General features: G+C 72.3%; 20 protein-coding genes. 11 read left to right on the forward strand and 9 right to left on the reverse strand.

The features are described 5' to 3' along the window. The first annotated feature begins 21 nt into the window (after positions 1-21). The 3 genes from IE124_RS22230 to IE124_RS35555 all read left to right on the forward strand — a co-directional run bounded on the left by IE124_RS22230 (position 22) and on the right by IE124_RS35555 (position 2,725). Positions 22-1,347 (forward strand): M20/M25/M40 family metallo-hydrolase, encoded by a 1,326-nt coding sequence (locus IE124_RS22230; protein ID WP_055644423.1) that lies wholly within the window; start codon positions 22-24, stop codon positions 1,345-1,347. A gap of 128 nt (positions 1,348-1,475) precedes the next feature. Further along, positions 1,476-1,709, forward strand: a complete 234-nt coding sequence (chpH, locus tag IE124_RS22235; protein WP_015032475.1) for a chaplin ChpH — start codon at positions 1,476-1,478, stop codon at positions 1,707-1,709. Positions 1,710-1,864: 155 nt separating this feature from the next. After that, the gene (locus IE124_RS35555) at positions 1,865-2,725 is read left to right on the forward strand and encodes a chaplin (protein WP_189509651.1); all 861 of its coding nucleotides are present in this window, start codon (positions 1,865-1,867) and stop codon (positions 2,723-2,725) included. 54 nt (positions 2,726-2,779) lie between these two features. On the opposite strand, the gene IE124_RS22245 is transcribed toward IE124_RS35555, so the two are convergent. After that, on the reverse strand, positions 2,780-2,968 hold the full coding sequence (locus IE124_RS22245; RefSeq protein WP_017241661.1) for a DUF5703 family protein: 189 nt from the start codon (positions 2,966-2,968) through the stop codon (positions 2,780-2,782). 47 nt (positions 2,969-3,015) lie between these two features. On the opposite strand from IE124_RS22245, the gene IE124_RS22250 reads away from it, so the two are divergent. Next, the gene (locus tag IE124_RS22250) at positions 3,016-3,711 is read left to right on the forward strand and encodes a hypothetical protein (RefSeq protein ID WP_189509652.1); all 696 of its coding nucleotides are present in this window, start codon (positions 3,016-3,018) and stop codon (positions 3,709-3,711) included. A gap of 78 nt (positions 3,712-3,789) precedes the next feature. Here the strand turns inward: IE124_RS22250 and IE124_RS22255 are convergent, their stop codons facing one another. Together IE124_RS22255 and IE124_RS22260 are read right to left on the reverse strand one after the other, a co-directional pair. After that, a complete protein-coding gene (locus IE124_RS22255) occupies positions 3,790-6,075 on the reverse strand; it encodes a helix-hairpin-helix domain-containing protein (protein WP_189509653.1) in 2,286 nt (761 codons plus the stop codon). Then, positions 6,072-7,049, reverse strand: a complete 978-nt coding sequence (locus IE124_RS22260; protein WP_189509654.1) for an aldo/keto reductase — start codon at positions 7,047-7,049, stop codon at positions 6,072-6,074. The genes IE124_RS22255 and IE124_RS22260 overlap by 4 nt, the downstream gene beginning before the upstream one ends. Positions 7,050-7,178: 129 nt before the next feature. On the opposite strand from IE124_RS22260, the gene IE124_RS22265 reads away from it, so the two are divergent. Next, complete coding sequence (locus IE124_RS22265) at positions 7,179-8,228, forward strand: LLM class F420-dependent oxidoreductase (RefSeq protein WP_189509655.1); 1,050 nt, start codon at positions 7,179-7,181, stop codon at positions 8,226-8,228. Between the two features lie 291 nt (positions 8,229-8,519). Continuing rightward, positions 8,520-9,329: a ferritin-like domain-containing protein gene (locus IE124_RS22270; RefSeq protein WP_189509656.1), complete on the forward strand. Its 810-nt coding sequence runs from the start codon at positions 8,520-8,522 to the stop codon at positions 9,327-9,329. Between the two features lie 10 nt (positions 9,330-9,339). Here the strand turns inward: IE124_RS22270 and corA are convergent, their stop codons facing one another. Further along, positions 9,340-10,332 (reverse strand): magnesium/cobalt transporter CorA, encoded by a 993-nt coding sequence (gene corA, locus IE124_RS22275; protein ID WP_189509731.1) that lies wholly within the window; start codon positions 10,330-10,332, stop codon positions 9,340-9,342. A 98-nt stretch (positions 10,333-10,430) separates the two neighbouring features. On the opposite strand from corA, the gene IE124_RS22280 reads away from it, so the two are divergent. The 5 genes from IE124_RS22280 to IE124_RS22300 all read left to right on the forward strand — a co-directional run bounded on the left by IE124_RS22280 (position 10,431) and on the right by IE124_RS22300 (position 17,134). Next, positions 10,431-11,120 carry a histidine phosphatase family protein gene (locus tag IE124_RS22280; protein WP_189509657.1) on the forward strand — a complete coding sequence of 230 codons (690 nt, stop codon included), beginning with the start codon at positions 10,431-10,433 and terminating at the stop codon, positions 11,118-11,120. Between the two features lie 67 nt (positions 11,121-11,187). Further along, positions 11,188-11,778, forward strand: a complete 591-nt coding sequence (locus IE124_RS22285) for a DUF3090 domain-containing protein (protein WP_189509658.1) — start codon at positions 11,188-11,190, stop codon at positions 11,776-11,778. Next, on the forward strand, positions 11,742-12,581 hold the full coding sequence (locus IE124_RS22290) for an SCO1664 family protein (RefSeq protein WP_370468800.1): 840 nt from the start codon (positions 11,742-11,744) through the stop codon (positions 12,579-12,581). The genes IE124_RS22285 and IE124_RS22290 overlap by 37 nt, the downstream gene beginning before the upstream one ends. Before the next feature lie 151 nt (positions 12,582-12,732). Next, the gene (mshC, locus tag IE124_RS22295; protein ID WP_189509660.1) at positions 12,733-13,962 is read left to right on the forward strand and encodes a cysteine--1-D-myo-inosityl 2-amino-2-deoxy-alpha-D-glucopyranoside ligase; all 1,230 of its coding nucleotides are present in this window, start codon (positions 12,733-12,735) and stop codon (positions 13,960-13,962) included. Positions 13,963-14,077: 115 nt separating this feature from the next. Further along, positions 14,078-17,134, forward strand: coding sequence for an NPCBM/NEW2 domain-containing protein (locus IE124_RS22300; RefSeq protein ID WP_189509661.1), 3,057 nt, complete (start codon positions 14,078-14,080; stop codon positions 17,132-17,134). Between the two features lie 126 nt (positions 17,135-17,260). Here IE124_RS22300 and IE124_RS22305 read toward each other — a convergent pair whose 3' ends face one another. From IE124_RS22305 to IE124_RS22325, 5 genes are all read right to left on the reverse strand, one after another. After that, complete coding sequence (locus tag IE124_RS22305) at positions 17,261-18,352, reverse strand: PAC2 family protein (RefSeq protein WP_189509662.1); 1,092 nt, start codon at positions 18,350-18,352, stop codon at positions 17,261-17,263. Positions 18,353-18,494: 142 nt separating this feature from the next. After that, positions 18,495-19,556, reverse strand: coding sequence for an LLM class flavin-dependent oxidoreductase (locus IE124_RS22310; RefSeq protein ID WP_189509663.1), 1,062 nt, complete (start codon positions 19,554-19,556; stop codon positions 18,495-18,497). 100 nt (positions 19,557-19,656) lie between these two features. Continuing rightward, positions 19,657-21,261: a glycerol-3-phosphate dehydrogenase/oxidase gene (locus tag IE124_RS22315; RefSeq protein WP_189509664.1), complete on the reverse strand. Its 1,605-nt coding sequence runs from the start codon at positions 21,259-21,261 to the stop codon at positions 19,657-19,659. 5 nt (positions 21,262-21,266) lie between these two features. Next, positions 21,267-22,793, reverse strand: coding sequence for a glycerol kinase GlpK (gene glpK / locus IE124_RS22320; protein WP_189509665.1), 1,527 nt, complete (start codon positions 22,791-22,793; stop codon positions 21,267-21,269). A 35-nt stretch (positions 22,794-22,828) separates the two neighbouring features. Next, on the reverse strand, positions 22,829-23,587 hold the full coding sequence (locus tag IE124_RS22325) for an MIP/aquaporin family protein (protein WP_189509666.1): 759 nt from the start codon (positions 23,585-23,587) through the stop codon (positions 22,829-22,831). Positions 23,588-23,680: the final 93 nt, after the last annotated feature.

Genomic DNA, 23,680 nt, shown 5'->3' on the forward strand with positions numbered 1-23,680 from the left:
CACGTAGTGGGAGGAAGCAGAGTGAGCGAGTCGAACACGGCGCGGGGCATCACCGGGGAGAACGAGGTCGTCGACCTCTGTCGTGACCTCATCCGCATCGACACCAGCAACTACGGCGACCACTCCGGCCCGGGCGAGCGGGCGGCGGCCGAGTACGTCGCCGAGAAGCTCGCGGAGGTCGGACTCGAGCCGAAGATCATCGAGTCGCACAAGGGCCGGGCCTCGACCGTCGCCCGGATCGAGGGCGAGGACCCGTCCCGCCCGGCCCTGCTCATCCACGGCCACACCGACGTCGTTCCGGCCAACGCCGAGGACTGGACCCACCACCCCTTCTCGGGCGAGATCGCCGACGGCTGTGTCTGGGGCCGCGGCGCCGTCGACATGAAGGACATGGACGCGATGACCCTCGCGGTCGTCCGCGACCGGATGCGCAGCGGCCGCAAGCCCCCGCGCGACATCGTCCTCGCGTTCCTCGCCGACGAGGAGGCGGGCGGCACCTACGGCGCCCGGCACCTGGTCGACAAGCACCGGGACCTCTTCGACGGGGTCACGGAGGCGATCGGTGAGGTCGGCGGCTTCTCCTTCACCGTCAACGAGAACCTGCGGCTCTACCTCGTGGAGACGGCCCAGAAGGGCATGCACTGGATGCGCCTGACCGTCGAGGGCACGGCCGGCCACGGCTCGATGACCAACGACGACAACGCGATCACGGAGCTCTGTGAGGCCGTGGGACGCCTCGGCCGCCACCAGTGGCCGGTCAGGGTGACCAAGACCGTGCGGTCCTTCCTCGACGAGCTCTCGGACGCGCTGGGCACCCCGCTCGACCCCGAGGACATGGACGGCACCCTCGCCAAGCTCGGCGGCATCGCCAAGATGGTCGGGGCCACCCTCCGCAACTCGGCCGCCCCGACCATGCTCGGCGCCGGCTACAAGGTGAACGTGATCCCCGGCCAGGCCACGGCGCACGTCGACGGCCGCTTCCTGCCCGGGTACGAGCAGGAGTTCCTGGCCGACCTCGACCGGATCCTCGGACCCCGGGTGAAGCGCGAGGACGTGCACGGCGACAAGGCCCTGGAGACGAGCTTCGACGGCGCCCTGGTCGACGCCATGCAGCTGGCCCTGCGCGCCGAGGACCCGATCGCCCGCGCCGTGCCGTACATGCTGTCCGGCGGTACGGACGCCAAGTCCTTCGACGACCTCGGCATCCGCTGCTTCGGCTTCGCGCCGCTCCAGCTGCCGCCGGAGCTCGACTTCGCCGGCATGTTCCACGGCGTCGACGAGCGCGTGCCCGTCGACGGCCTGAAGTTCGGCGTCCGCGTCCTGGACCGTTTCCTCGACGCCTGCTGAATTCGACCGCCCATTCGCATGTGACCGGAAAGAGTGAATGAACTCGGGGGCTCGTAGCCCCCTCCATTCCCCCTCGTTACAGGTGGTGCGGTCCGCGGCTGGGATCGCATTGGCAACTAGGAGGAATAATGATCAAGAAGGTCGTCGCTGCTGCGGCTGCCACTGGCGGTCTCGTTCTCGCGGGTGCGGGCATGGCCGTTGCCGACGCCGGCGCTCAGGGTGCCGCCATCGGTTCCCCCGGCGTGCTCTCGGGCAACGTCGTCCAGGTTCCCGTTCACGTCCCGGTGAACGTGTGCGGCAACACGGTCTCCGTGATCGGCCTGCTGAACCCCGCCTTCGGCAACACCTGCGTCAACGCCTGACGTTGTGCCTCGCCCCGTGAGGGTGTGAGCCGGTCCGGCCCCGGAGTGCGTGCCATGCACTCCGGGGCCGGTGGCCATTTCCGCCCCGGGTTCTCCGCCCGGTGGCGCTTTTTCGAAGCCGACAAGGCGAGAGCCGAAAAGGCAGGGAGCAAGCTATGCGACAGGTCACACGCAAAGGTCTCATCACCGTAGCGGCCGCGGGTGGCGTTTTCGCCGCCGTCGGCGGCGGTTACGCACACGCCGATTCCGGCGCGAGCGGTACGGCGACCAATTCCCCGGGCGTCGCGTCCGGAAACACCATCCAGGTACCGGTGCACGCGCCGGTGAACGCCTGCGGAAACACCGTCAACGTCGTCGGACTGCTGAATCCGGCGATGGGCAACAAGTGTGCCAACACCTCGAAGCCGGGCAAGCCCGGCAAGCCGGGCGGCGGCTCCTCCGCCGACGGGCACACGAGCAACTCTCCCGGCGTGGGCTCGGGCAACACGGTGCAGGTACCGGTCGACGTCCCGGTGAACGTGTGCGGCAACAGCGTCACGGGTATCGGCCTGGGCAACGCCGCCGCGGGCAACGACTGCGGCAACGGCATCGAGCCGACGCACCCGGGGAACCCGGGTAACCCTGGGAATCCGGGTAACCCTGGCAACCCCGGCAACCCCGGTAACCCTGGGAATCCGGGTAACCCCGGCAACCCTGGGAATCCGGGCAACCCTGGCAACCCCGGTAACCCCGGCAACCCCGGTACTCCGGGCAACCCCGGGAACCCCGGAACTCCGGGCAACCCCGGGACCCCCGGCAACCCGGGAACGCCCGGTAACCCTGGTGGCCCGGGCACGGAGGGCGGCCCGCACACGCCCGGTGCGAACACGCCCGACACCCACGGCCTCACGCAGCCGCACGCCGTCGAGGAGCTCGCCGAGACCGGGTCCGGCCCGCTCGGGACGATCATTCCCGCCGGCGCGGGCCTGCTGCTCGCCGGTGCGCTGATCTACCGCCGCTCCCGCAGCGCGGCCTGATCAACCGCACCACGCACGGGGGCCCCGCACTCGGCGGGGCCCCTTCTCGTTCTCCTACCAGGTCGCCCGGATCTGGCGGATGATCCTCCGCTTCAACCGCACTCTGCGGCTCCCGTCCCGGTGCAGGCTCAGACGGTCCAACTCCCAGTGTCCGTACTCGGCATGGTCGGTCAGCAGCCGCGTCGCCTCCTTGCGGGAGACGCCGCGGGGCACGTACACGTCGACAAATTCGTATTCCGGCATCGCATCTATTGTGCGGGCACCGGCCCGCTACGGATAGCGTGCGTCCCATGTCTGATGCTGCGCAGCCCACCGCTGCCGAGGTACGCGCCGCCGCCGAGGCGGTGAAAGCCGCACTGGACCGTCACCTCGCGGCGGTCGAACGCCGCACGGGGGACGACGACAAGGCCGTCTACGAGGCCTTCAACGCCCTCGCGGCGGCGGCCGAGGAGTACGACGAACTGCTCTACGACCGCTACGACGAGGTCACCCCCTTCGAGATCCCCGGAGCGGACGGCGCGCTGCCGCCCTACGCCGGACCTGACGAACCTCACGCCCTCAGCCTCCTGATCCGCCGCGATTACGCCGTGGCGGAGCCGCAGCGTCTGTTCGCCCAGGCGCGGCGCGTCGCCGAGCTCGACGGCGAGGCCGATCCGACCGGCACGGCGGCCAGGGCCGGCGTCTCTCCTCTCGCCGCGCTCGGGGTCCTCTTCGGCGAGTACGAACCCGACGAGATCGCCTCCCGGCACAAGGAGTTCGGCCTGGAGGAGGGCGACTCCACGCTCTGGGTCACCGCGGCCGAGGAGCTCCCGGAGCCGGGGGAGTGGCTCAACGCCCCCTTCGAGCACGCCGATCCGGAGCAGATCATCTGCCGCTTCGACGTCAGCTCCGTCTTCGACGAGCAGGAGGACGGGCACGGGGACGGGCACGACGGCGGGACCCGGTTCGGGGTCGCCGCGCCCGCCGCGGTGGTCGACGGCTCCTGAGAAGACGGCGGAGGGCCGGGACACCGCACGCGGTGCTCCGGCCCTCCGCCGCTTCCGGATGCCTCCGGCGCCCGCGCTCTACTCCTCGGGCGTGGCGAGGAGCCCCTCCAGGAGCGGACGCAGCCGCGTCGTGCGCTCCGGGGCGATCCCCTCCGCCACCGCGCGGGGCAGCGCCTGGTCCACACCGTGCACGACCGACAGATGGCGCTCCGCCCTGCCGAAGGCCGTGTACACCCACGCGCGGCTCAGGCCCGCCGCCGCGTCCCCGGGCAGCACCGCGACCACCGCGGGCCAGCGCGTCCCGGCGGCCTGGTGCGCGGTGAGCGCCCAGCCGTGCCGCAGCGCCGACTCCACCCGGTCCTTCGGTACGAGGACGTCCTCGCCCCCGCAGCGCAGCCGCAGGCCCTCGGCGTCGGCCGACACGACCGTCCCCGTCACCGTCCGGCCCGGCACCGGCGCGTACGCCACCCGGTCGCCGGGGTCGTATCCGCCGAAGCGGCCGGGGCCGGGGTTGAGCCGCTGCTTGAGGGCCGCGTTCAGCGCGCGCGTGCCCGCGGAGCCGCCGTGGCCGACCGTGACCACCTGGGTCTGCTCGGACGGCACCCCGATCGCCCGGGGCACCGAGTCCGCCACCAGCTGGACCGTACGGTGCACGGCCTCGCCCGCGTCCCGCACGGGGACGATCACGACCTCCTTGCCGGGCGCCTCGACCTGGTTCAGCTCGCCGACGCCGATGCCCGAGACGAGCTCGCCGAGCGGCCCCGGGTCGGGGACGCGTGAGGCGATCCGCGGGCACACCCGGGCGGCGAGCACGTCGGTGAAGACGCGTCCCGCGCCCGGCGCCCCGAGGACCCCGGGGTCGCCGCTCAGCACCAGTCGGCAGCCGTCCGGCAGGGACTCCACGAGCATCGCGGCCGTCTCCACGTCGAGCTGCGGCGTGTCGAGGACGGCCAGCACGTCCAGGGCGAAGGCGCCCTCCTCGTCGCGGCCGGGACCGGCGGCGCCGGACAGCAGCGCGGCCACCGTCACCGCGTCCGCCCCGGCGGCGCCGAGCGCCCGCCGCCCGTCCTCCGAGTGGACCGCGACCAGGGCGCGCAGGCCCCGCTCGCGGGCCGCCGCGACGAGCGCGACCGGTTCGGCGCGGGCCGCCTCGCCGCCCGTGTGCAGGACGAGCCCGTGCTCACCGGCGGCGCGGTCGAGCTCGGCGCCCTCCCAGGTGTCGGCGGTGGCCGTCCTGACGATCCGGGCGAGGCCGTCGGCGAGGCTCTCCTCCGCGAGGGCGTACCGGTCGAGCCCCAGCAGCACGGGCGCGGGCGGCTCCTCAGCCGCCTCGGTGGGCTCGGCGGATTCCTCCTCGTCCGTGTCGGGCTCCTCCGCCGCCCCCACCTGCTCCTCCTGGAAGACGAGCACGGCACCCTCGGAGACGGCCACCTCGACGGCCTTGTCCGGGTCGGCCACCGAGTGCCGGGCGAGCGCGGCGCGCAGGGCCTGGAGCTCCAGGGCGGTGTGCCCCTGGAGCGCGGCCTGCTCAAGGAGCCAGACGGTCAGGGCGACGGTCCTGCGCGGGTCCTCGGGACCGCAGGCGGCGCCGAGCAGCGCTCGGGCGAAACCGTCGGCCTGCTCCGGTCGCACCCCGGGCACGGCGAGGAGCTGCCACGGGTCCTCGCCCAGCGCCCCGGCGGCGCCCTCGCCGAGCACGGCGGCGACCTGTCCGGCGAGGTTCTCGGGCGCGCCGCCGCGGGCCAGCACCTCCCGCACGGCCGCCGTGGTGCCCGGCGCCGGAAGCGGCGCCGCGCTCGGCGCGGGGGGCCGGACGGTCATGGCCGGGGCGGCCTCGGGGGCGGGGCGCCTGGGCGCGGGCTCCGGTGCCTCGTAGAAGGCGCTGCCCGAGGCCGAGCCGCCCTCGACGGCCCGGACCGCCGCGAGGAGGTCGGCGGCCGTGCCGCTCAGCTTTGCGCCGCTCGCCACAGGGCCTTCCTTCTCGGCCTTCCGCGCCTCGATCCGGGCCCGCAGCTCGCGCTGCGCGGCGAGCTCGGCCTGCGCGTCGCTCACCTCGGGCGTGTCGGAGGCCTGGGCGGTCTCGGTCTCGGTCCCGGTCTCGGTCTCGGCCCCGGTCCCGGCCCCGGCCCCGGTCCCGGCCCCGGCCCCGGTCCCGGTCTCGGCGTCCGTCCCGGCCTCGGCGTCGGGCGTGTCCGACTCGTCGGTCCCACCGGGCTCCGCGGCGGGTCCGGTGGACCCGCCTCCCTCTCGTACGTCCTCGGCGGGCTCCGCGACAGGCTCCGCGACTTCCTCCTCGGTGGGCTCGTCGAGGGGGGCAACGGCCTCGGGTGCCTCGGGCGCGGTCTCCCCGGCAGGCTCGGTCACAGGGTGCTCCAGTCGTGATCCGGATAGCGGTGCACGGGCGCCGACACATCGTCCAGCGCCCGGCAGATCTCGTCAGGAAGACTAAGGCTCTCCACCGACAACGCGGCCGTGAGCTGCCGCGCCGTGCGCGCGCCGACGATCGGCGCGGTCACTCCCGGCCGGTCGCGGACCCAGGCGAGCGCCACCTTGAGCGGGGTCGTGGCGAGTCCGTCGGCAGCGGTCGCGACCGCCTCCACGATCCGGCTCGCCGGCTCGTCCAGGTACGGCTCCACGAAGGGAGCCATGGTCCCCGACGCGCCCCGCGAGTCCGTCGGGGTCCCGCTGCGGTACTTGCCCGTCAGGACGCCGCGGCCGAGGGGGGAGGAGGGCAGCAGACCTATACCGAGGTCCAGGGCGGCCGGCAGCACCTCGCGCTCCACGCCCCGCTGGAGCAGCGAGTACTCCAGCTGCGCGCCGGCGAGCCGGGTCCGGTCCCCGGCGAGCTGCCAGGTGCCCGCCTTGGCCAGCTGCCAGCCGCAGAAGTTCGCCACGCCCGCGTACCGCGCGCGCCCGCTGCGGACGGCGATGTCGAGGGCCTGGAGGGACTCCTCGAGGGGCGTGTAAGGGTCGAAGGCGTGCAGCTGCCACAGGTCGACGTGGTCGGTGCCGAGCCGGGCGAGAGAGGCGTCGAGCGCGGCGAGGAGATGCCCGCGCGAGCCGTCGGTGCGCCGGTCGGGGTCCGCGACGCTGCCGGCCTTCGTCGACAGGACGAGGTCGTGCCGGGGCACGAGACGCTCCATCAGCCGCCCGAGCAGATACTCCGCCTCGCCCCCGCCGTACACGTCGGCGGTGTCCACGAGCGTGCCGCCCGCGTCCCAGAACGCCTTCAGCTGCTCGGCGGCGTCGTGCTCGTCGGTGTCCCTCCCCCAGGTGAGCGTGCCGAGTCCGATGCGCGACACGCGCAGGCCGGTACGTCCGAGATGCCTCTGCTCCATGGGCGCGAGATTACTGGCCAGGGCACCACGCGGAGAGAGCCTGTGGACAACCGGCCCCTGACGGATGGCGGAGCCGCGCGCTAGAGTCCGGCCCACAGGGACGTTACCGATGGGTAAGGGGTGTGTGGAATGCGGCTCGGCATCAACCTCGGCTACTGGGGCGCCGGCATGGACGGGGACAACCTCGCCGTCGCCCAGGAGGCGGACCGCCTCGGCTACGACGTGTGCTGGGCCGCCGAGGCCTACGGCTCGGACGCCCCCACGGTCCTCGCCTGGGTCGCGGCGAAGACGGAGCGGATCGACGTCGGCTCCGCGATCATGCAGATCCCGGCGCGTCAGCCCGCGATGACGGCGATGACCGCCGCCACGCTCGACTCGCTCAGCGGCGGCCGGTTCCGCCTCGGCCTCGGCGTCTCCGGCCCGCAGGTCTCCGAGGGCTGGTACGGCGTCAAGTTCGACAAGCCCCTCGCCAGGACCCGCGAGTACGTCGAGATCGTCCGCAAGGCCATGACCCGCGAGCGCCTCAGCTACGAGGGCGAGCACTGGACCCTGCCGCTGCCCGACGGCCCCGGCAAGCCCATCAAGCTCACGGTCCACCCGGAGCGCGAGCACATCCCGCTCTACATCGCCGCAATCGGCCCCAAGAACCTGGAGCAGACCGGCGAGATCGCCGACGGCGCCCTGCTGATCTTCCCCTCCGCCGAGCACCTGGAGGAGACCGCGCTGCGCCACCTGCGCGCGGGCCGCGAGAAGGCCGGGCTGACGATGCAGGGCTTCGACGTCTGCCCGACGCTGCCGCTCGCCCTCGGTGACGACGTGAACGCGCTCGCCGACGTCTTCCGCCCGTACACCGCGCTGTACGTCGGCGGCATGGGCAGCCGCAAGCAGAACTTCTACAACCAGCTCGCGCAGCGCATGGGCTACGAGAAGGAGGCCGCCGAGATCCAGGACAAGTACCTGGCCGGCGACAAGGCGGGGGCCGCGGCCGCCGTGCCCCACAGCCTGATCGACCAGACGGCGCTGCTCGGCTCCGTCGAGCGGATCGCCGAGCGGATGACCGCCTACGCGGAGGCCGGGGTCACCACCCTGACCCTCGCCCCGGCCGGTTTCACGCTCGACGAGCGGCTGGCGGCCCTGCGGGCGGGCGTCGAGGCGATGGAGCACGCGGGCCTCGCGTAAGGCCACGTGGGCGCCGCCCCGACCCCGTACAGGAAAGTCCGTAGAAGAAAGAAGGCCCGCGGGGTGACACACCCGCGGGCCTGAGCCTGCGGCCGTGGTGGGGGCTCGGGGGTCTTCCCCGCCACGGCCGTCACCCAGCACAACGGCTCCACGGGGCCCCTGGTTACGCGTCCGGGTCTCACTCTTTCGGCCGAGCCGTCCGGCCCTCCTGTTGCCGCTCCCCGCGGACCGCACTTGACTCGTTGTTCCGGGGGCGTACGGAGTGCGGAAACGCGCACGGAGGTGGCGGCGATGCTCACGGCCAAGAGCCTGTTCCAGGAAATCATCGACGACGACGAGTCCTTCCGGCTCTTCTGCTCCATAGCCGCCAGCGGCGAGTCACAGGGCGGCTGGGAGAACGCACGGATCGCGGCTCTCGTCGCCCCGGGCATGCGCGAACTCGCGCCCAAGATCACCAGGCACGGCGCCGACGAGGACAAGCACGGCCGGATCTTCAACGCCCTGCTGAAGAAGCGCGGCCTCGAACCCGTCCCCGTACCGCCGGAGACCGACTACACGATGCTGCTCGAACAGCGCGGGATCGGCCTCGCCCACGACAAGCTGCGCCGCGAGGAGCCGCTGACCGAGGCGGACATCGTCGTCTACCTCGCCCACAGCCGGGTCACCGAGCAGCGGGCCGCCGACCAGATGGACATGCTCGTCACGTACTTCGGGGACCACCCCGAACTGGGCCGGGCCATCCACATGATCGACAACGACGAGGCGAACCACCTCGCCTACTGCCACGAGGAACTGCTCCGGCTGGCCCGGGAGGGACACGGCCGCCTCATCCAGCGCACCCTGCGCGAGTCCGCGCTCGCCGAGATCCAGGTCTACCGCGACGTCAGTCTCGCCGTCATGGGCCACATGGGCCGCATCCTGAACTGGCCCCGCCCCAAGGCCGCCGCGCTCGCCGCCGGGATCCGGGGGATGTACGCGTACGAGCGCCTCGCGGGCTGGCACAAGATGGTCGGCCTGAGGATGCCCGAGCGGCGCGACGCCCTGGGGGTCCCCCCGCCGGAGGCAGGGGGAGGACCGGCGACCCCCGCCCCCGCCTACTGAGGGCGCCGGCTCACAGCCAGCCGCGCCGCTTGAACAGCCGGTACAGCCCGGTGACGATCCCCGCCATCAGGACGATCAGCGCCGGGTACGACCAGGTCCAGTGCAGCTCGGGCATGTGGTCGAAGTTCATGCCGTAGATCCCCGCGATCATCGTGGGGACCGCGGCCATGGCCGCCCACGCCGAGATCTTCCGCATGTCGTCGTTCTGCCGTACGCCCATCTGCGCGAGATGGGCCGAGAGCACGTCCGACAGCAGCCGGTCGAGCCCTTCCACCTGCTCGTTCGAACGCAGCAGATGGTCGTTGACGTCACGGAAGAAGGGCTGGGCGTGCTCGTTCACGAAGGGCACCGAGCCGGTCGCGAGCCGGGCGAGCGGTCCCGCCAGTGGGCCGCTCGCCCGCCGGAACTCCAGAACCTGCCGCTTGGCGGTGTAGATCCGCTCCGCGGTGTTCGACGGATTGCCGCCGGTCGGCGCGAACACGTCGGCCTCCAGCTCCTCCAGGTCGACCTGGAGCTCGCCGGCCACGTCGAGGTAGTGGTCCACGACGGCGTCGCTCACCGCGTACAGCACCGCCGTCGGCCCGTGCCGCAGCACCGCCGGCTCCGCCTCCAGGCGCTTGCGCACCGCCGCGAGCGCGGCGCCCTCGCCGTGCCGGACGGTCACCACGAAGCAGTCGCCGATGAACACCATCAGCTCGCCCGAGGTGACCCGGTCGCTCTCCGGCTCGTAGACGACCGGCTTGAGCACCACGAACAGCGAGTCGTCGTACACCTCCAGCTTGGGCCGCTGATGGGCCTTCAAGGCGTCCTCGACGGCCAGCGGATGCAGCGCGAACTCCGAGGCGACATGGGCGAACTCCGCCTCCGACGGCTCGTACAGCCCCACCCAGAGAAAGGCGTCCCCCGTCACCCTCGCCTCGTCCAGCGCGTCGGACAGGTCGGCGGGCCCCGGAGTCCGGCGCCCGTCCCGGTAGATGGCTGAGTCCACGATCACGCGCCGTATTCTCCCCCGCCGCCCTCCACCTCGCACGCGCGTGCACACCGATCTCCCCGGATCCCTACGCCGCCCACACGCGCGCGCGTGCGCCTAGGCTGGCTGGCATGGCCACGTTGATCCTCGTCCGGCACGGACGCTCCACCGCCAACACCTCCGGAGTCCTCGCCGGGCGCATGCCCGGGGTCGCGCTCGACGAGCGGGGGGCGGCGCAGGCCGCCGCGCTGCCCGGGCGGCTCGCGGGCGTTCCGCTCGCCGCCGCCGTCTCCAGCCCCCTCCAGCGCTGCCGGGAGACCCTGCGGCCGCTGCTCGACGCCCGCCCCGACCTCCCGCTGCACGTCGAGGAGCGGATCAGCGAGTGCGACTACGGCGACTGGTCCGGCCGCAAGCTGGCCGAGCTGAGCGACGATCCGCTCATGGAGGTCGTCCAGGCCCACGCCTCCGCGGCCGCCTTCCCCGGGGGCGAGTCCATGCGTGCCATGCAGCACCGTGCCGTCGAGGCCGTACGGGACTGGAACGCCCGGATCGAGGCCGAGCACGGCGAGGACGCCACGTACGTCATGTGCTCCCACGGCGACATCGTCAAGTCGATCGTGGCGGACGCCCTCGGCCTCCACCTCGACCTTTTCCAGCGCATCCACGTCGACCCCTGCTCGGTCACCGTCATCCGCTACACGCGGCTGCGCCCCTTCCTCGTGCGCCTCGGCGACACCGGCGACTTCGCCGGACTCGTCCCCCGGGAGACCTCCGACAGCAGCGGTGCGGCGGAGGTCGGCGGTGGTGCGGGCGCACCGTGATCCCTTCGCGCAGTAGGGTGGACGCGCCGCTGTAGTACGACTGTCGAGACTTTAGGGAGCCGGGAACGTGTCCCGTCAGGTGTTCCTCTACGACCCACCGGAGCGTTTCGTGGCCGGCACGGTCGGGCTGCCTGGCCGCCGTACGTTCTTCCTCCAGGCGTCCGCGAGCGGCCGGGTCACGAGTGTCGCGCTGGAGAAGGCACAGGTCGCCGCGCTCGCCGAGCGCATCGACGAGCTCCTGGACGAGGTCGTGCGCCGCACCGGCGGCAACGCCCCCGTCCCCTCGATCGCCCCCGCCGACAGCGCGGACACCGCCCCGCTGGACGCCCCCGTCGAGGAGGAGTTCCGGGTCGGCACCATGGCGCTCGCCTGGGACGGCGAGGAGCAGCGCCTGATCGTCGAGGCGCAGGCGCTCGTCGAGCTCGACGTGGAGTCCGAGGAGGACCTCGCCGAGGCCGAGGAGCGGATGCTCCAGGACGAGGAGAACGGCCCGCCGATGCTCCGCGTCCGGCTCAGCGGCGCCCAGGCCCGGTCGTTCGCCAAGCGGGCCCTGGACGTCGTCAACGCCGGCCGGCCGCCGTGCCCGCTGTGCAGCCTGCCGCTCGACCCCGAGGGGCACGTCTGCCCGCGCCAGAACGGATACCGCCGGGGAGCATGAGCAGCAGCCCCGAGACCCTGTCGGCCGCCGAGCTGCTCGCCCACGGTGAGCTCACCGTGCGCGGCCGGGTCGGCGAGGCGTCCAACGCCGTGCTGTACTGCTCCGTCGTCCACGAGGGCCGCGAGGCGGCCTGTGTGTACAAGCCGGTCGCCGGGGAGCAGCCCCTGTGGGACTTCCCGGACGGCACCCTCGCCCAGCGCGAGGTCGCCGCGTACGAGATCTCCGAGGCCACCGGCTGGGGGCTGATCCCGCCGACGGTGCTCCGCGAGGGTCCGTACGGCGAGGGCATGGTCCAACTGTGGATCGAGGCCGACCAGGAGGCGCAGCTCCTCGCCCTCACCGAGGACGAGGAGGCGGGGGAGGGGTGGAAGGCCGTCGGGCCCGCCCAGATCGCCGAGGACCGCACCGCGCTCCTCGTCCACGCCGACACCCCGGAGCTGCGGCGGCTGGCCGTCCTGGACGCCGTCATCAACAACGGCGACCGCAAGGGCGGACACCTGCTGCCGGCCCCCGACGGGCGTCTGTACGGCATCGACCACGGGGTCACCTTCCACGTCGAGGACAAGCTGCGCACGCTCCTGTGGGGCTGGGCGGGCGAGGAGCTGCCCGCCGAGGCGATCTCGGTCCTGGACGACCTCGACCGGGCCCTGACGCCCGGAGCACCCCTCGTGACCCGTCTGGCGGAACTGCTCACAGGCGCCGAGGTGGCGGCCGTACGCGCGCGGGTGGCGGCGCTGCGGGCGAGCGGGCGGCACCCGGAGCCCTCGGGGCTCTGGCCGCCGATCCCCTGGCCGCCGGTCTGAGACCGGGCCGAAAGGTTTCGGCCATCACGTATCGGGGCGCGCGGACCCCTGGGGGGTATGCAGGCAAGCCTCCGACCCGCAAGAGTGCCTAATTGGTCAAGATCCCGGATCCGGTTCGTATCCGGAACACCTGTCCGGTTACGCTCGGGTCATGCATGCCTGGCCCGCTTCTGAGGTCCCCGCCCTTCCCGGCAAGGGCCGCGACCTCCGGATCCACGACACCGCGACCGGCGGACGAGTCACCCTCGCCCCCGGCCCCGTCGCCCGTATCTACGTCTGCGGCATCACGCCGTACGACGCGACCCACATGGGTCACGCGGCGACCTACAACGCGTTCGACCTCGTTCAGCGCGTGTGGCTCGACACCAAGCGGCAGGTGCTGTACGTCCAGAACGTGACGGACGTGGACGACCCGCTGCTGGAGCGCGCCATCCGTGACGGCATCGACTGGGTCGGCCTCGCAGAGCGGGAGACCGCCCTCTTCCGCGAGGACATGACCGCCCTGCGGATGCTGCCCCCGCAGCACTACATCGGCGCCGTCGAGGCCATACCGGGCATCGTCCCGCTCGTCGAGCAGCTCAGGGACGCCGGGGCCGCCTACGAGCTCGACGGCGACATCTACTTCTCCGTCGACGCCGACCCGCACTTCGGCCAGGTCTCGAACTACTCCGCCGAGCTGATGCGCCACCTCTCCGCCGAGCGCGGCGGTGACCCCGAGCGCCCCGGCAAGAAGAACCCGCTCGACCCGATGCTGTGGATGGCCGCCCGCCAGGGCGAGCCGAGCTGGGACGGCGGCAGCCTCGGCGCCGGGCGCCCCGGCTGGCACATCGAGTGCGTCGCCATCGCCCTGGACCACCTCGGCATGGGCTTCGACGTGCAGGGCGGCGGCTCCGACCTGATCTTCCCGCACCACGAGATGGGCGCCTCCCACGCCCAGTCCCTCACCGGCGAGTTCCCGATGGCCAAGGCGTACGTCCACGCCGGCATGGTCGGCCTGGACGGCGAGAAGATGTCCAAGTCCCGGGGCAACCTCGTCTTCGTCTCGCGCCTGCGGCGCGACGGCGTCGACCCGGCCGCCATCCGCCTCGCGCTCCTCTCCCACCACTACCGCGCCGACTGGGAGTGGACCGACCAGGTCCTCCAGGACGCCGTGGAGCGGCTCGACCGCTGGCGCGCCGCGGTCTCCCGCCCCGACGGCCCGTCCGCGGACGCGCTCGTCGAGGAGGTCCGCGAGGCCCTCTCCGACGACCTCGACGCCCCGGCCGCCCTGGCCGCCGTCGACCGCTGGGCCGCGCTCCAGACCGCCGAGGGCGGCACGGACGAGTCCGCCCCCGGTCTCGTCTCCCGCACCGTCGACGCGCTCCTGGGCGTCGCCCTGTAAGGGGCGCCTCGGAGCAACCTCCTTTCGGGCAACCGCCCTTGGACTTCCCGACGAAGTCCAAGGGCGGTTCCTTTTTGTCCTGTCGCGATGCTCGAATCTGCGCTAAATAGGCCTCATGCAATCATCAATGCGCATGAGAGCTGCAGTCGCCGGTGCACTGCTCGGGTTGCTCACCGCCTTCGCGGGACCCGGTGGCAGCGCCTCGGCCGACCCGTCCGACACCACCGTCGGCGACGTCACCGGCTTCACCGCCGACGGAGCCTCCTACCGGCTGACCGCGGGCCAGGCGGAGGCCCGCGTCTCCTTCGTCACCGCCGACACCTTCCGCATCGAACTCGCCCCCGACGGTAGGTTCACCGACCCCACAGGCTCCGACATCGTCCTGCCCCAGGGCCCGCCCCCGGCCACCCGCTGGCGCGACCTCGGCGACCGGTACGAGCTCGGCACCTCCGCGGTCACCCTGCGCGTCACCAAGTCGCCGCTGCGCTTCTCCGCCGTACGCGCCGACGGCACCCCGCTCTGGACCGAGTCCCAGGGCCTCACCTGGAACCAGGACCGCACCACCCAGACCCTCGCCCGCGGCGCCGACGAGCAGTTCTACGGCGCCGGCATGCAGAACGGCCGCGGCAACACCACCCACCGCGACAAGACCGTCGAGGTGGGCGTCGACTACAACTGGAACGACGGCGGCCACCCCAACTCCGTGCCGTTCTACCTCTCCTCGGCCGGCTACGGCGTCTACCGCAACACCTACGCGCCCAACACCTACGCCTTCACCGAGCCCGTCACCACCACCGCGAAGGAACGGCGCTTCGACGCCTACTACTTCGCCGGGACCGGACGGGACGCGCTCAAGGACGTCATCGGCCAGTACACCCGCCTCACCGGCAAGCCCTTCCTGCCGCCCGTCTACGGTCTGGAGATCGGCGACGCCGACTGCTACCTCCACAACGCCAACCGAGGCGAACGCCGCACCCTCGACGCCCTGAAGGTCGCCGACGGCTACGTCGAGAACGACATGCCCAACGGCTGGATGCTCGTCAACGACGGCTACGGCTGCGGCTACGAGGACCTCGCCGAGGCCTCCACCGGCCTGGGCGAGCGGGGCATGAAGCTCGGCCTGTGGACCGAGGACGGCCTCGACAAGCTCGCCGACCAGGTCAAGGCCGGTCAGCGGGTCGCCAAGCTCGACGTCGCCTGGGTCGGCGCGGGCTACAAGTTCGCCCTCGACGGCTGCAAGGACGCCCACGCCGGCATCGAGGCCAACAGCGACGCCCGCGGCTTCACCTGGGCCCCCGAGAGCTGGTCCGGCGCCCAGCGCTGCGGAGTCCAGTGGTCCGGCGACCAGTCCGGCACCTGGGAGTACATCCGCTGGCAGATCCCCACCTACGCCGGCGCCTCCATGTCCGGCCTCGCCTACACCACCGGCGACGTCGACGGCATCTTCGGCGGCAGCGCCAAGACGTACACCCGCGACCTCCAGTGGAAGACCTTCCTGCCGGTCACGATGACCATGGACGGCTGGGCCGCCAACGACAAGCAGCCCTTCCGGTACGGCGAGCCGTACACCTCGATCAACCGCGCCTCCCTCAAGCTCCACGAGGCCCTGCTCCCGTACATCTACAGCCACGCCCACCAGGCCACGAAGACCGGCGTCGGCCTCGCCCGGCCGCTCGCCCTGGAGTACCCGGACGACCCGAAGGCCTCCACCGACGCCGCCAAGTACGAGTTCCTCAGCGGCGAGGACTTCCTCGTCGCCCCCGTCTACCAGGACGCCGTGGAGCGCGACGGCATCTACCTCCCCAAGGGCACCTGGATCGACTACTGGAGCGGGCGGACCTACGAGGGCCCCGTCACCGTCGACGACTACAGCGCCCCGCTCGACACCCTGCCCCTCTTCGTCCGGGCCGGGGCGACCGTCCCCATGTGGCCCGGAGACATCCGCTCGTACACCGACCGCGCCCCCGCCGACCCGATCGCCTGGGACGTCTACCCGAAGGGCACTTCCTCCTTCGAGCTGTACGAGGACGACGGCGTCACCCGCGAGCACCGCGGCGGCCGGTACGCCACCCAGCGCGCCGAGGTCCGCGCCCCGAACCGCGGCCCCGGCGACGTCTCCGTCCGCATCGGCGCGAGCAAGGGCACGTACACCGGGAAGCCCACCGCCCGGCCGTACGCCTTCACCGTCCACACCGGCGACGCCCCCGGCGCCGTCCGGCTCGACGGGAGCAGGCTGCCCGCCCTCACCTCCCGCGCCGCCTTCGACGCGGCCGCCCAGGGCTGGTGGTACGACCGCGACGAGCGCGGGGGAGTGGTCCGGGTCAAGACCGCCGCCCTTCCCACCGACCGCGCCTTCGAGCTGCGACTGACCGAGACCAGCGCGGTCGGCGGCGCCGTACCGGGCGCGTCCGCCACCCTCGCCGTCCCCGCCGGCCAGGAACTCGGCGCGGGCACCCCGAGCACGGTCGCGGTCGACGTCACCGCGGGGACCCGGGACGCCACCGACGTCCGTGTCGCGCTCGCCGCCCCGGCGGGCTGGCAGGTCACCCCGGCCGCACCGATCGGCCGGATCCCGGCCGGCACCACCCGGCGCGTGGACGTGGCCGTCACCCCCGCGGCGGACGCGAAGCCCGGCGAGGCCACCCTCACCGCGAGCGCGCGCCACCGCGCCGCGGGCACCGACCGCACCGCCACACAGCGGTTCGCGGTCGGCGTGATGCCCCCGCCGCCGACGGCCGACGCCTGGGCGAGCGACCTGGTCTGGCTGCGCTCCACGAACGGCTGGGGGCCGCCCGAACGCGACCGCTCCAACGGCGAGTCGGGCGCCGCCGACGGCCGGACGCTCACCCTGGCCGGGAAGACCTACGAGAAGGGGATCGGCGGCCACGCCGACTCCGACATCGAGGTCTACCTGGGCGGACGCTGCACCGCCTTCACCGCGGACGTCGGCATCGACGACGAGATCAACGGCTATGGGGACGTGGCCTTCTCCGTCGAGGCGGACGGCAAGGTCCTGTGGACCTCGCCGCGACTGACGGGCGCCTCCGCGACCCTGCCGGTGGACGTCGACGTGACCGGGGCCCGGCACGTCCGGCTGCGGATCACGGACACCAACGGGTCGAAGAGCGGCGACCACGGGGACTGGGCGGCGGCCCGGTTCACCTGCACGTGACCGGACGAGGGCCGACGGACCGACCGTCCGAGGGCCTGAGGGCCTGAGGGCCTGAGGGTCTGACGGCGTGACGGTCTGAAACGCGTACGGGAGGGGCGCCCTCGGGCACCCCTCCCGTACCGACCGCTACTCCGGGGAGTCGCCGTCCCCGCTCTCGCCGGGCGGCTCGTCCGCCGGGCCTTCGTCGGCCGGCTCCGGACCCGCGCCAGCCTCCGGTGCCGACTCCGGTCCCGGTCCCGGGGTCGGCCTCTCGGGCTTCTCGGGCTTCTCCGGCCGCTCCGGCTTCGGCGGCCTCGTCCGGCCGCTCCCGCTGTCCCGCAGGAACGGCGAGTCGCCGCCCTCCGTCGCCACCCCGGGACCGCCGCCGGGCCCGGTGCCCGGCTCGCGCCGCCGCAGATAGCGCTCGAACTCGCGCGCGATGGCCTCGCCCGAGGCCTCCGGCAGCTCCGCCGTGTCCCGCGCCTCCTCCAGCGTCTGCACGTACTCCGCGACCTCGCTGTCCTCGGCGGCCAGCTGGTCCACGCCCAGCTGCCACGCCCGCGCGTCCTCGGGCAGCTCGCCGAGCGGGATGCGCAGACCGATGAGGTCCTCCAGGCGGTTGAGCAGCGCGAGCGTCGCCTTCGGGTTCGGCGGCTGCGACACGTAGTGCGGCACCGCCGCCCAGAGGCTCACCGCGGGCACGCCCGCGTGCGTGCACGCCTCCTGGAGGATGCCGACGATGCCCGTCGGGCCCTCGTAGCGGGTCTCCTCCAGGTCCATCGTCCGCGCCAGATCCGGATCGGACGTCACCCCGCTGACGGGGACGGGCCGGGTGTGCGGCGTGTCCCCGAGCAGCGCGCCCAGGATCACGACCATCTCCACCCCCAGCTCGTGGGCGAAGGCGAGCAGCTCGTTGCAGAAGGAGCGCCAGCGCATGGAGGGCTCGATCCCGCGTACGAGCACGAGGTCACGGGGTTTGTCGCCGCCGATCCGGACCACGGAGAGCCGGGTCGTCGGCCAGGTGATCTTCCGGACCCCGTTGTCCAGGAAGACCGTGGGACGGTTGACCTGGAAGTCGTAGTAGTCCTCGGCGTCGAGGGCCGCGAACACCTCGCCCTTCCATTCCCGGTCCAGATGGGCGACCGCGGTGGAGGCTGCGTCGCCGGCGTCGTTCCAGCCCTCGAACGCGGCCACCATGACCGGGTCGATCAGCTCGGGTACCCCCTCGAGCTCGATCACCCAGCGCCTCCTTCTTCGAAGTTCCTGTCGTACGGACCAACCTTACGGCTTTCCGGCGGTCCGTCCGCAGCCCCCGGACAGCCCCGAAAACCCTTGCGGCCTTGATCGACTACCCAGGAACTCGCCTCCGCACACGGCGCGCTCACTCCTCCCAGAGCGTGCTCGGCGCCTCCCTCCGCACGACCGGCGCGATCTCCTCGGCGAAGCGCTGGAGCGTCTCGGCCTGCTCGGCCGTGGACTGGCCGAAAGCGTCGAGGGTGACGGACTGGAGGTCGTGCCCGTAGTGCTCGTGGTAGCCGAGGATCTTGTCGATGATCTGCTGCGGCGAACCGATCAGCTGGGGCCCGCCCGCGATCGCGTCCTCGATCGTGCGGAACGGGGTGTTGTAGCCGGCCTTCCCCTCCAGATGCGGCCGGAAGCTCTGCCGCACCTTCGCCTCGTACAGATCCCGGTAGCGGGCGACCGCCTGCTCGGCGGTGTCCGCGATGAGCAGCCCGCCCGAACCGGCCGCCACGCGCGCGTGGGCCGGATCGTGCCCGTACTCCTCGAACTTCTCGCGGTAGTGGGCGATGAGCCGCGCGTACGCCTCCCTCGGCTGGATCGCGTTGGCGGTGAAGAGGGGATCGCCGTGCTTCGCCGCGAGCTCGGGGGAGTTGAGGCTGGTCGCCGAGCCGTGCCAGATCCGCGGCGGACCGGCGTACGGGCGGGGAATCGTGGTGACGTTCTTCAGCGGCGGCCGGAACTCGCCCTCCCAGTCGACGCCCTCCTCCGACCAGAGGCGGCGGAGCAGCTCGTACTTCTCCTTCTGGAGGTCCCACTGCCGCCCCTCGTCCAGGCCGAAGAGGTCGAAGTGGCCGGCCTCCGCGCCCTTGCCGACGACGAGTTCGAGCCGGCCCCTGGAGAGCTGGTCGAGGGTGGCGTAGTCCTCGGCGACCCGGACGGGGTCGAGGACCGCGACGACGGTGACGCCGGTGAGGAGCCGGATCCGGTCGGTGCGGGCCGCCAGGGCGGCGAGCAGCACGGTCGGCGCGGAGGAGAGGAACGGGCCCGCGTGCCGCTCGCCGACCGCGTACGCGTCGAAGCCGAGGTGCTCGGCGGTCTCGCCGAGGGTGACGACCTGCTCCAACCGGTCGGCGGCGGTGGGAAGTTCGCCGGTGAGCGGGTGCGGGGAGTGGGGGACGATCGAGAGGACCTGGAATTTCATGGGTCCACTGTGCGCGCGGAGTGTTGCGGCGGTGTGGACGGCGCGTGGCACGCCGCAGGGGCGGCTCCTCGAAGAGGAACCGCCCCTGGGTGTACGGGTGTTACTTCTGCAGCATCGACTCGACGCCGGCGCGGATCTCGTCCGTCGCGAGGCCTCGTATCGTCAGCGTCGTACGGCGGCGCAGCACGTCGTCCGCCGTCTCGGCCCACTCGTGGTCGCGGGCGTAGGCGACCTGTGCCCAGATCTCGGGCGCGTCGGGGTGGATGCGCTCGGCCAGCTGCGGGTTCTCGTTCGCCATGCGGGCGATGTCGAAGGAGAGCGAGCCGTAGTGCGTGGCCAGGTGCTTGGCCGTGTCGGCGGCCATCCGCGGGCCGGGCGCCGGACCGTCGACCAGCAGCCGGTGCGCGACCGCGTTCGGGTTGGCGATGCCGGGCAGCGGGAGCCGCTTCGGCAGCGTCGAGACGGACTCGTAGTCCTCGCCCAGGGGGTGGCCCGGGAGCTGCTCCAGCTTCTTCATCACCGTACGGCCGATGTGGCGGAAGGTCGTCCACTTGCCGCCGGCCACCGACAGCATGCCGCCGCGGCCCTCGGTGACGACCGTCTCGCGCTTGGCCTTCGAGGTGTCGCCGGGACCGCCCGGGAGCACTCGAAGGCCGGCGAAGGCGTAGGTGATCAGATCGCGGGAGAGCTGCTGGTCGCGGATGGAGAAGGCGGCCTCGTCCAGGATCTGGGCGGTGTCCTTCTCGGTGACCTCGACCTGGCCGGGGTCACCCTCGTACTCCTCGTCGGTGGTGCCGAGGAGCAGCATGTCCTCCCAGGGGAGGGCGAAGGTGATGCGGTACTTGTCGATCGGGGTCGCCAGTGCGGCCTTCCACGGGGAGGTCCGCTTGAGGACCAGGTGCGCGCCCTTGGAGAGGCGGATGGAGGGGGCCGCGTTCGGGTCCTCCATCTTGCGCAGGTGGTCGACCCACGGGCCGGTCGCGTTGAGCACGAGGCGGGCGGTGACGCCGAACTCGTCGCCGCTGGTGCGGTCCTTGAGCTCCGCGCCGGTGACGCGGCCCCGGGTGAAGCGCAGCCCGGTGACCTCGGCGTGGTTGAGGACGGTGGCTCCGGCGTCGACGGCCGCGCGGACCGTCATCAGCGCCATGCGGGCGTCGTTCATCTGGTCGTCGCCGTAGACGGCCACGGCCTTCAGGTTGTCCGTCCGCAGCTCCGGCACGTCCTGCGCGGCCTTTGCGGGGGAGAGCAGGTGCCCGACGCCGTCACCGAAGGCCGAGAGGGCGCTGTAGGCGAAGACGCCGGCGCCGAGCTTGGCCGCGCCGTGCGGGCCGCCCTTGTAGACGGGCAGGTAGAAGGTGAGGGGGTTGGCGAGGTGCGGTGCCACCTGGCGGGAGACCGCACGCCGCTCGAAGTGGTTCTCCGCGACCAGCTTCACCGCGCCGGTCTGCAGGTAGCGCAGACCGCCGTGGAGCAGCTTCGAGGAGGCGGAGGAGGTGGCGCCGGCGAAGTCGCCGGCGTCCACCAGGGCCACCCGCAGGCCCGACTGCGCGGCGTGCCAGGCGGTGGAGATGCCCAGGATGCCGCCGCCGATCACCAGGAGGTCGTACGTCGCCTTGGAAAGCCGGTCCCGGGTCTCGGCGCGGCTCGGGAGGGAGCCGGACGCCGGGTGCGTCCCAAGGGCAGGGACGCTCTGCAGGGTGGTCATGTGTCTTACTCCTCGTCCTCGATCCAGCCCATGGTCCGCTCGACGGCCTTGAGCCAGCTCTTGTACTCGCTGTCACGCTTGTCGGCGTCCATGCGAGGGGTCCATTCCGCGGCGCGGCGCCAGTTGGCGCGCAGCGCGTCGGTGTCCGGCCAGAAGCCGACGGCCAGACCGGCGGCGTAGGCGGCGCCGAGGCAGGTCGTCTCGGCGACCATCGGACGCACGACCGGCGCGTCCAGGAAGTCCGAGAGCGTCTGCATCAGCAGGTTGTTGGAGGTCATGCCGCCGTCGACCTTGAGCGCGGTCAGCTCGACGCCGGAGTCCTTCGTCATGGCGTCGGTGATCTCGCGGGTCTGCCAGGCGGTGGCCTCCAGGACGGCACGGGCGATGTGCGCCTTGGTGACGTACCGGGTGAGGCCGGCGATCACGCCACGGGCGTCGGAGCGCCAGTAGGGGGCGAACAGGCCCGAGAAGGCCGGCACGAAGTAGGCGCCGCCGTTGTCCTCGACCGAGGACGCGAGGGTCTCGATCTCGGCGGCGGACTTGATCAGGCCCATCTGGTCGCGCATCCACTGCACCAGCGAACCGGTGACGGCGATCGAGCCCTCCAGGGCGTAGACCGGCTTGGCGTCGCCGATCTGGTAGCCGACCGTGGTCAGCAGGCCGCTGTAGGAGTTGATGATCTTGTCACCGGTGTTCATCAGCATGAAGGTGCCGGTGCCGTACGTGGACTTGGCCTCGCCCTCGGCGAAACAGGTCTGGCCGAACAGGGCGGCCTGCTGGTCGCCGAGCGCGGAGGCGACCGGGACGCCGTCGAGGACGCCGCCCTTGACCGTGCCGTACACCTCGGCGGAGGAACGGATCTCGGGGAGGACGTTGAGGGGGACCCCCATCGACTCCGCGATCTTCTCGTCCCAGGCCAGCGTGTGCAGGTTCATCAGCATGGTGCGCGAGGCGTTGGTGACGTCGGTGACGTGTACGCCGCCTTCGGCGCCGCCCGTGAGGTTCCAGATGACCCACGAGTCCATGGTGCCGAAGAGGATGTCGCCGGCCTCGGCGCGCTCACGCAGGCCCTCGACGTTGTCGAGCATCCAGCGGATCTTCGGGCCGGCGAAGTAGCTCGCCAGGGGCAGGCCGGTCTCGCGACGGAAGCGGTCCTGGCCGACGTTGCGGCCGAGCTCCTTGCAGAGGGCGTCGGTGCGGGTGTCCTGCCAGACGAGGGCGTTGTGGACGGGCTCACCGGTGTTCTTGTCCCAGAGCAGCGTGGTCTCGCGCTGGTTGGTGATGCCCACGGCCTTGACGTCGGAGGCGGCGATGCCGCCCTTCGCCAGGGCGCCCGCGACGACCTCCTGGACGTTGGTCCAGATCTCGGCGGCGTCGTGCTCGACCCAGCCGGGCTTCGGGAAGATCTGCTCGTGCTCCTTCTGGTCGACGGAGACGATCCGGCCGTCCTTGTCGAAGACGATGCAGCGCGAGGAGGTGGTGCCCTGGTCGATGGCCGCGATGAAGGGGCCGGACGTGTGTGCGTCGGTCACGGTGTGCTCCAAGGGAGGTCTGGGAGAAGGACGGCTCAGGCGAACGCGATGTTGTAGATACCCGCGGCGATGGCGCCACCGATCAGCGGACCGGCGACCGGGATCCAGGCGTAGCTCCAGTCGGAGCCGCCCTTGTTCGGCAGCGGGAGCAGGGCGTGCACGATGCGCGGGCCGAGGTCACGGGCCGGGTTGATGGCGTAACCGGTCGGGCCGCCGAGCGAGAGACCGATCGAGACGACGACGAAGGCGGTGATGAGGGCCCCTATGACGCCGAGGCCCTTGCCGCTGTCGTTGAGGCCCTGGGTGAGCACGGCCAGGACCAGCACGACGGTGCCGATGATCTCGGTGGCGAGGTTCTGCCAGGTGTTCCGGATCTCGGGGCCGGTGGAGAAGATGCCGAGCACCGGGCCGGGGCCCTCGATCGGCTTCTCACCGACGGTCTCCGGGTCCCTGAGATGGGCCTGGAACTGTCCGTAGTAGGTCACCCAGACCAGCGCGGCGCCGATCATCGCGCCGAGCATCTGGCCGGCGATGTAGACCGGGACGTTGCCCCAGTCGCTGTCCTTGATCGCGATTCCGACCGTGACGGCGGGGTTCAGATGGGCGCCGGAGAGGGAAGCCGTCATGTAGACGGCCGTCATGACGGCGAAGCCCCACCCGAAGGTGATCGCGAGCCAGCCCGCGTTGCGGGCCTTGGAGCTCTTGAGCGTGACGGCGGCACAGACACCGCCGCCGAGCAGGATGAGTACGGCGGTACCGATGGTCTCGCCGAGGAAGATGTCGGAGCTGGACACCCGCGACTCCTTTGTCCTTCGTCCAGGGGAAGGCGAACCCCGGGTCCCACCGGTGGTCCGCGCCCTCGTGTGAGGGCGTTGTCGGCCCTTGGC

Source organism: Streptomyces narbonensis (assembly GCF_014649015.1).
Lineage (GTDB): Bacteria > Actinomycetota > Actinomycetes > Streptomycetales > Streptomycetaceae > Streptomyces > Streptomyces narbonensis.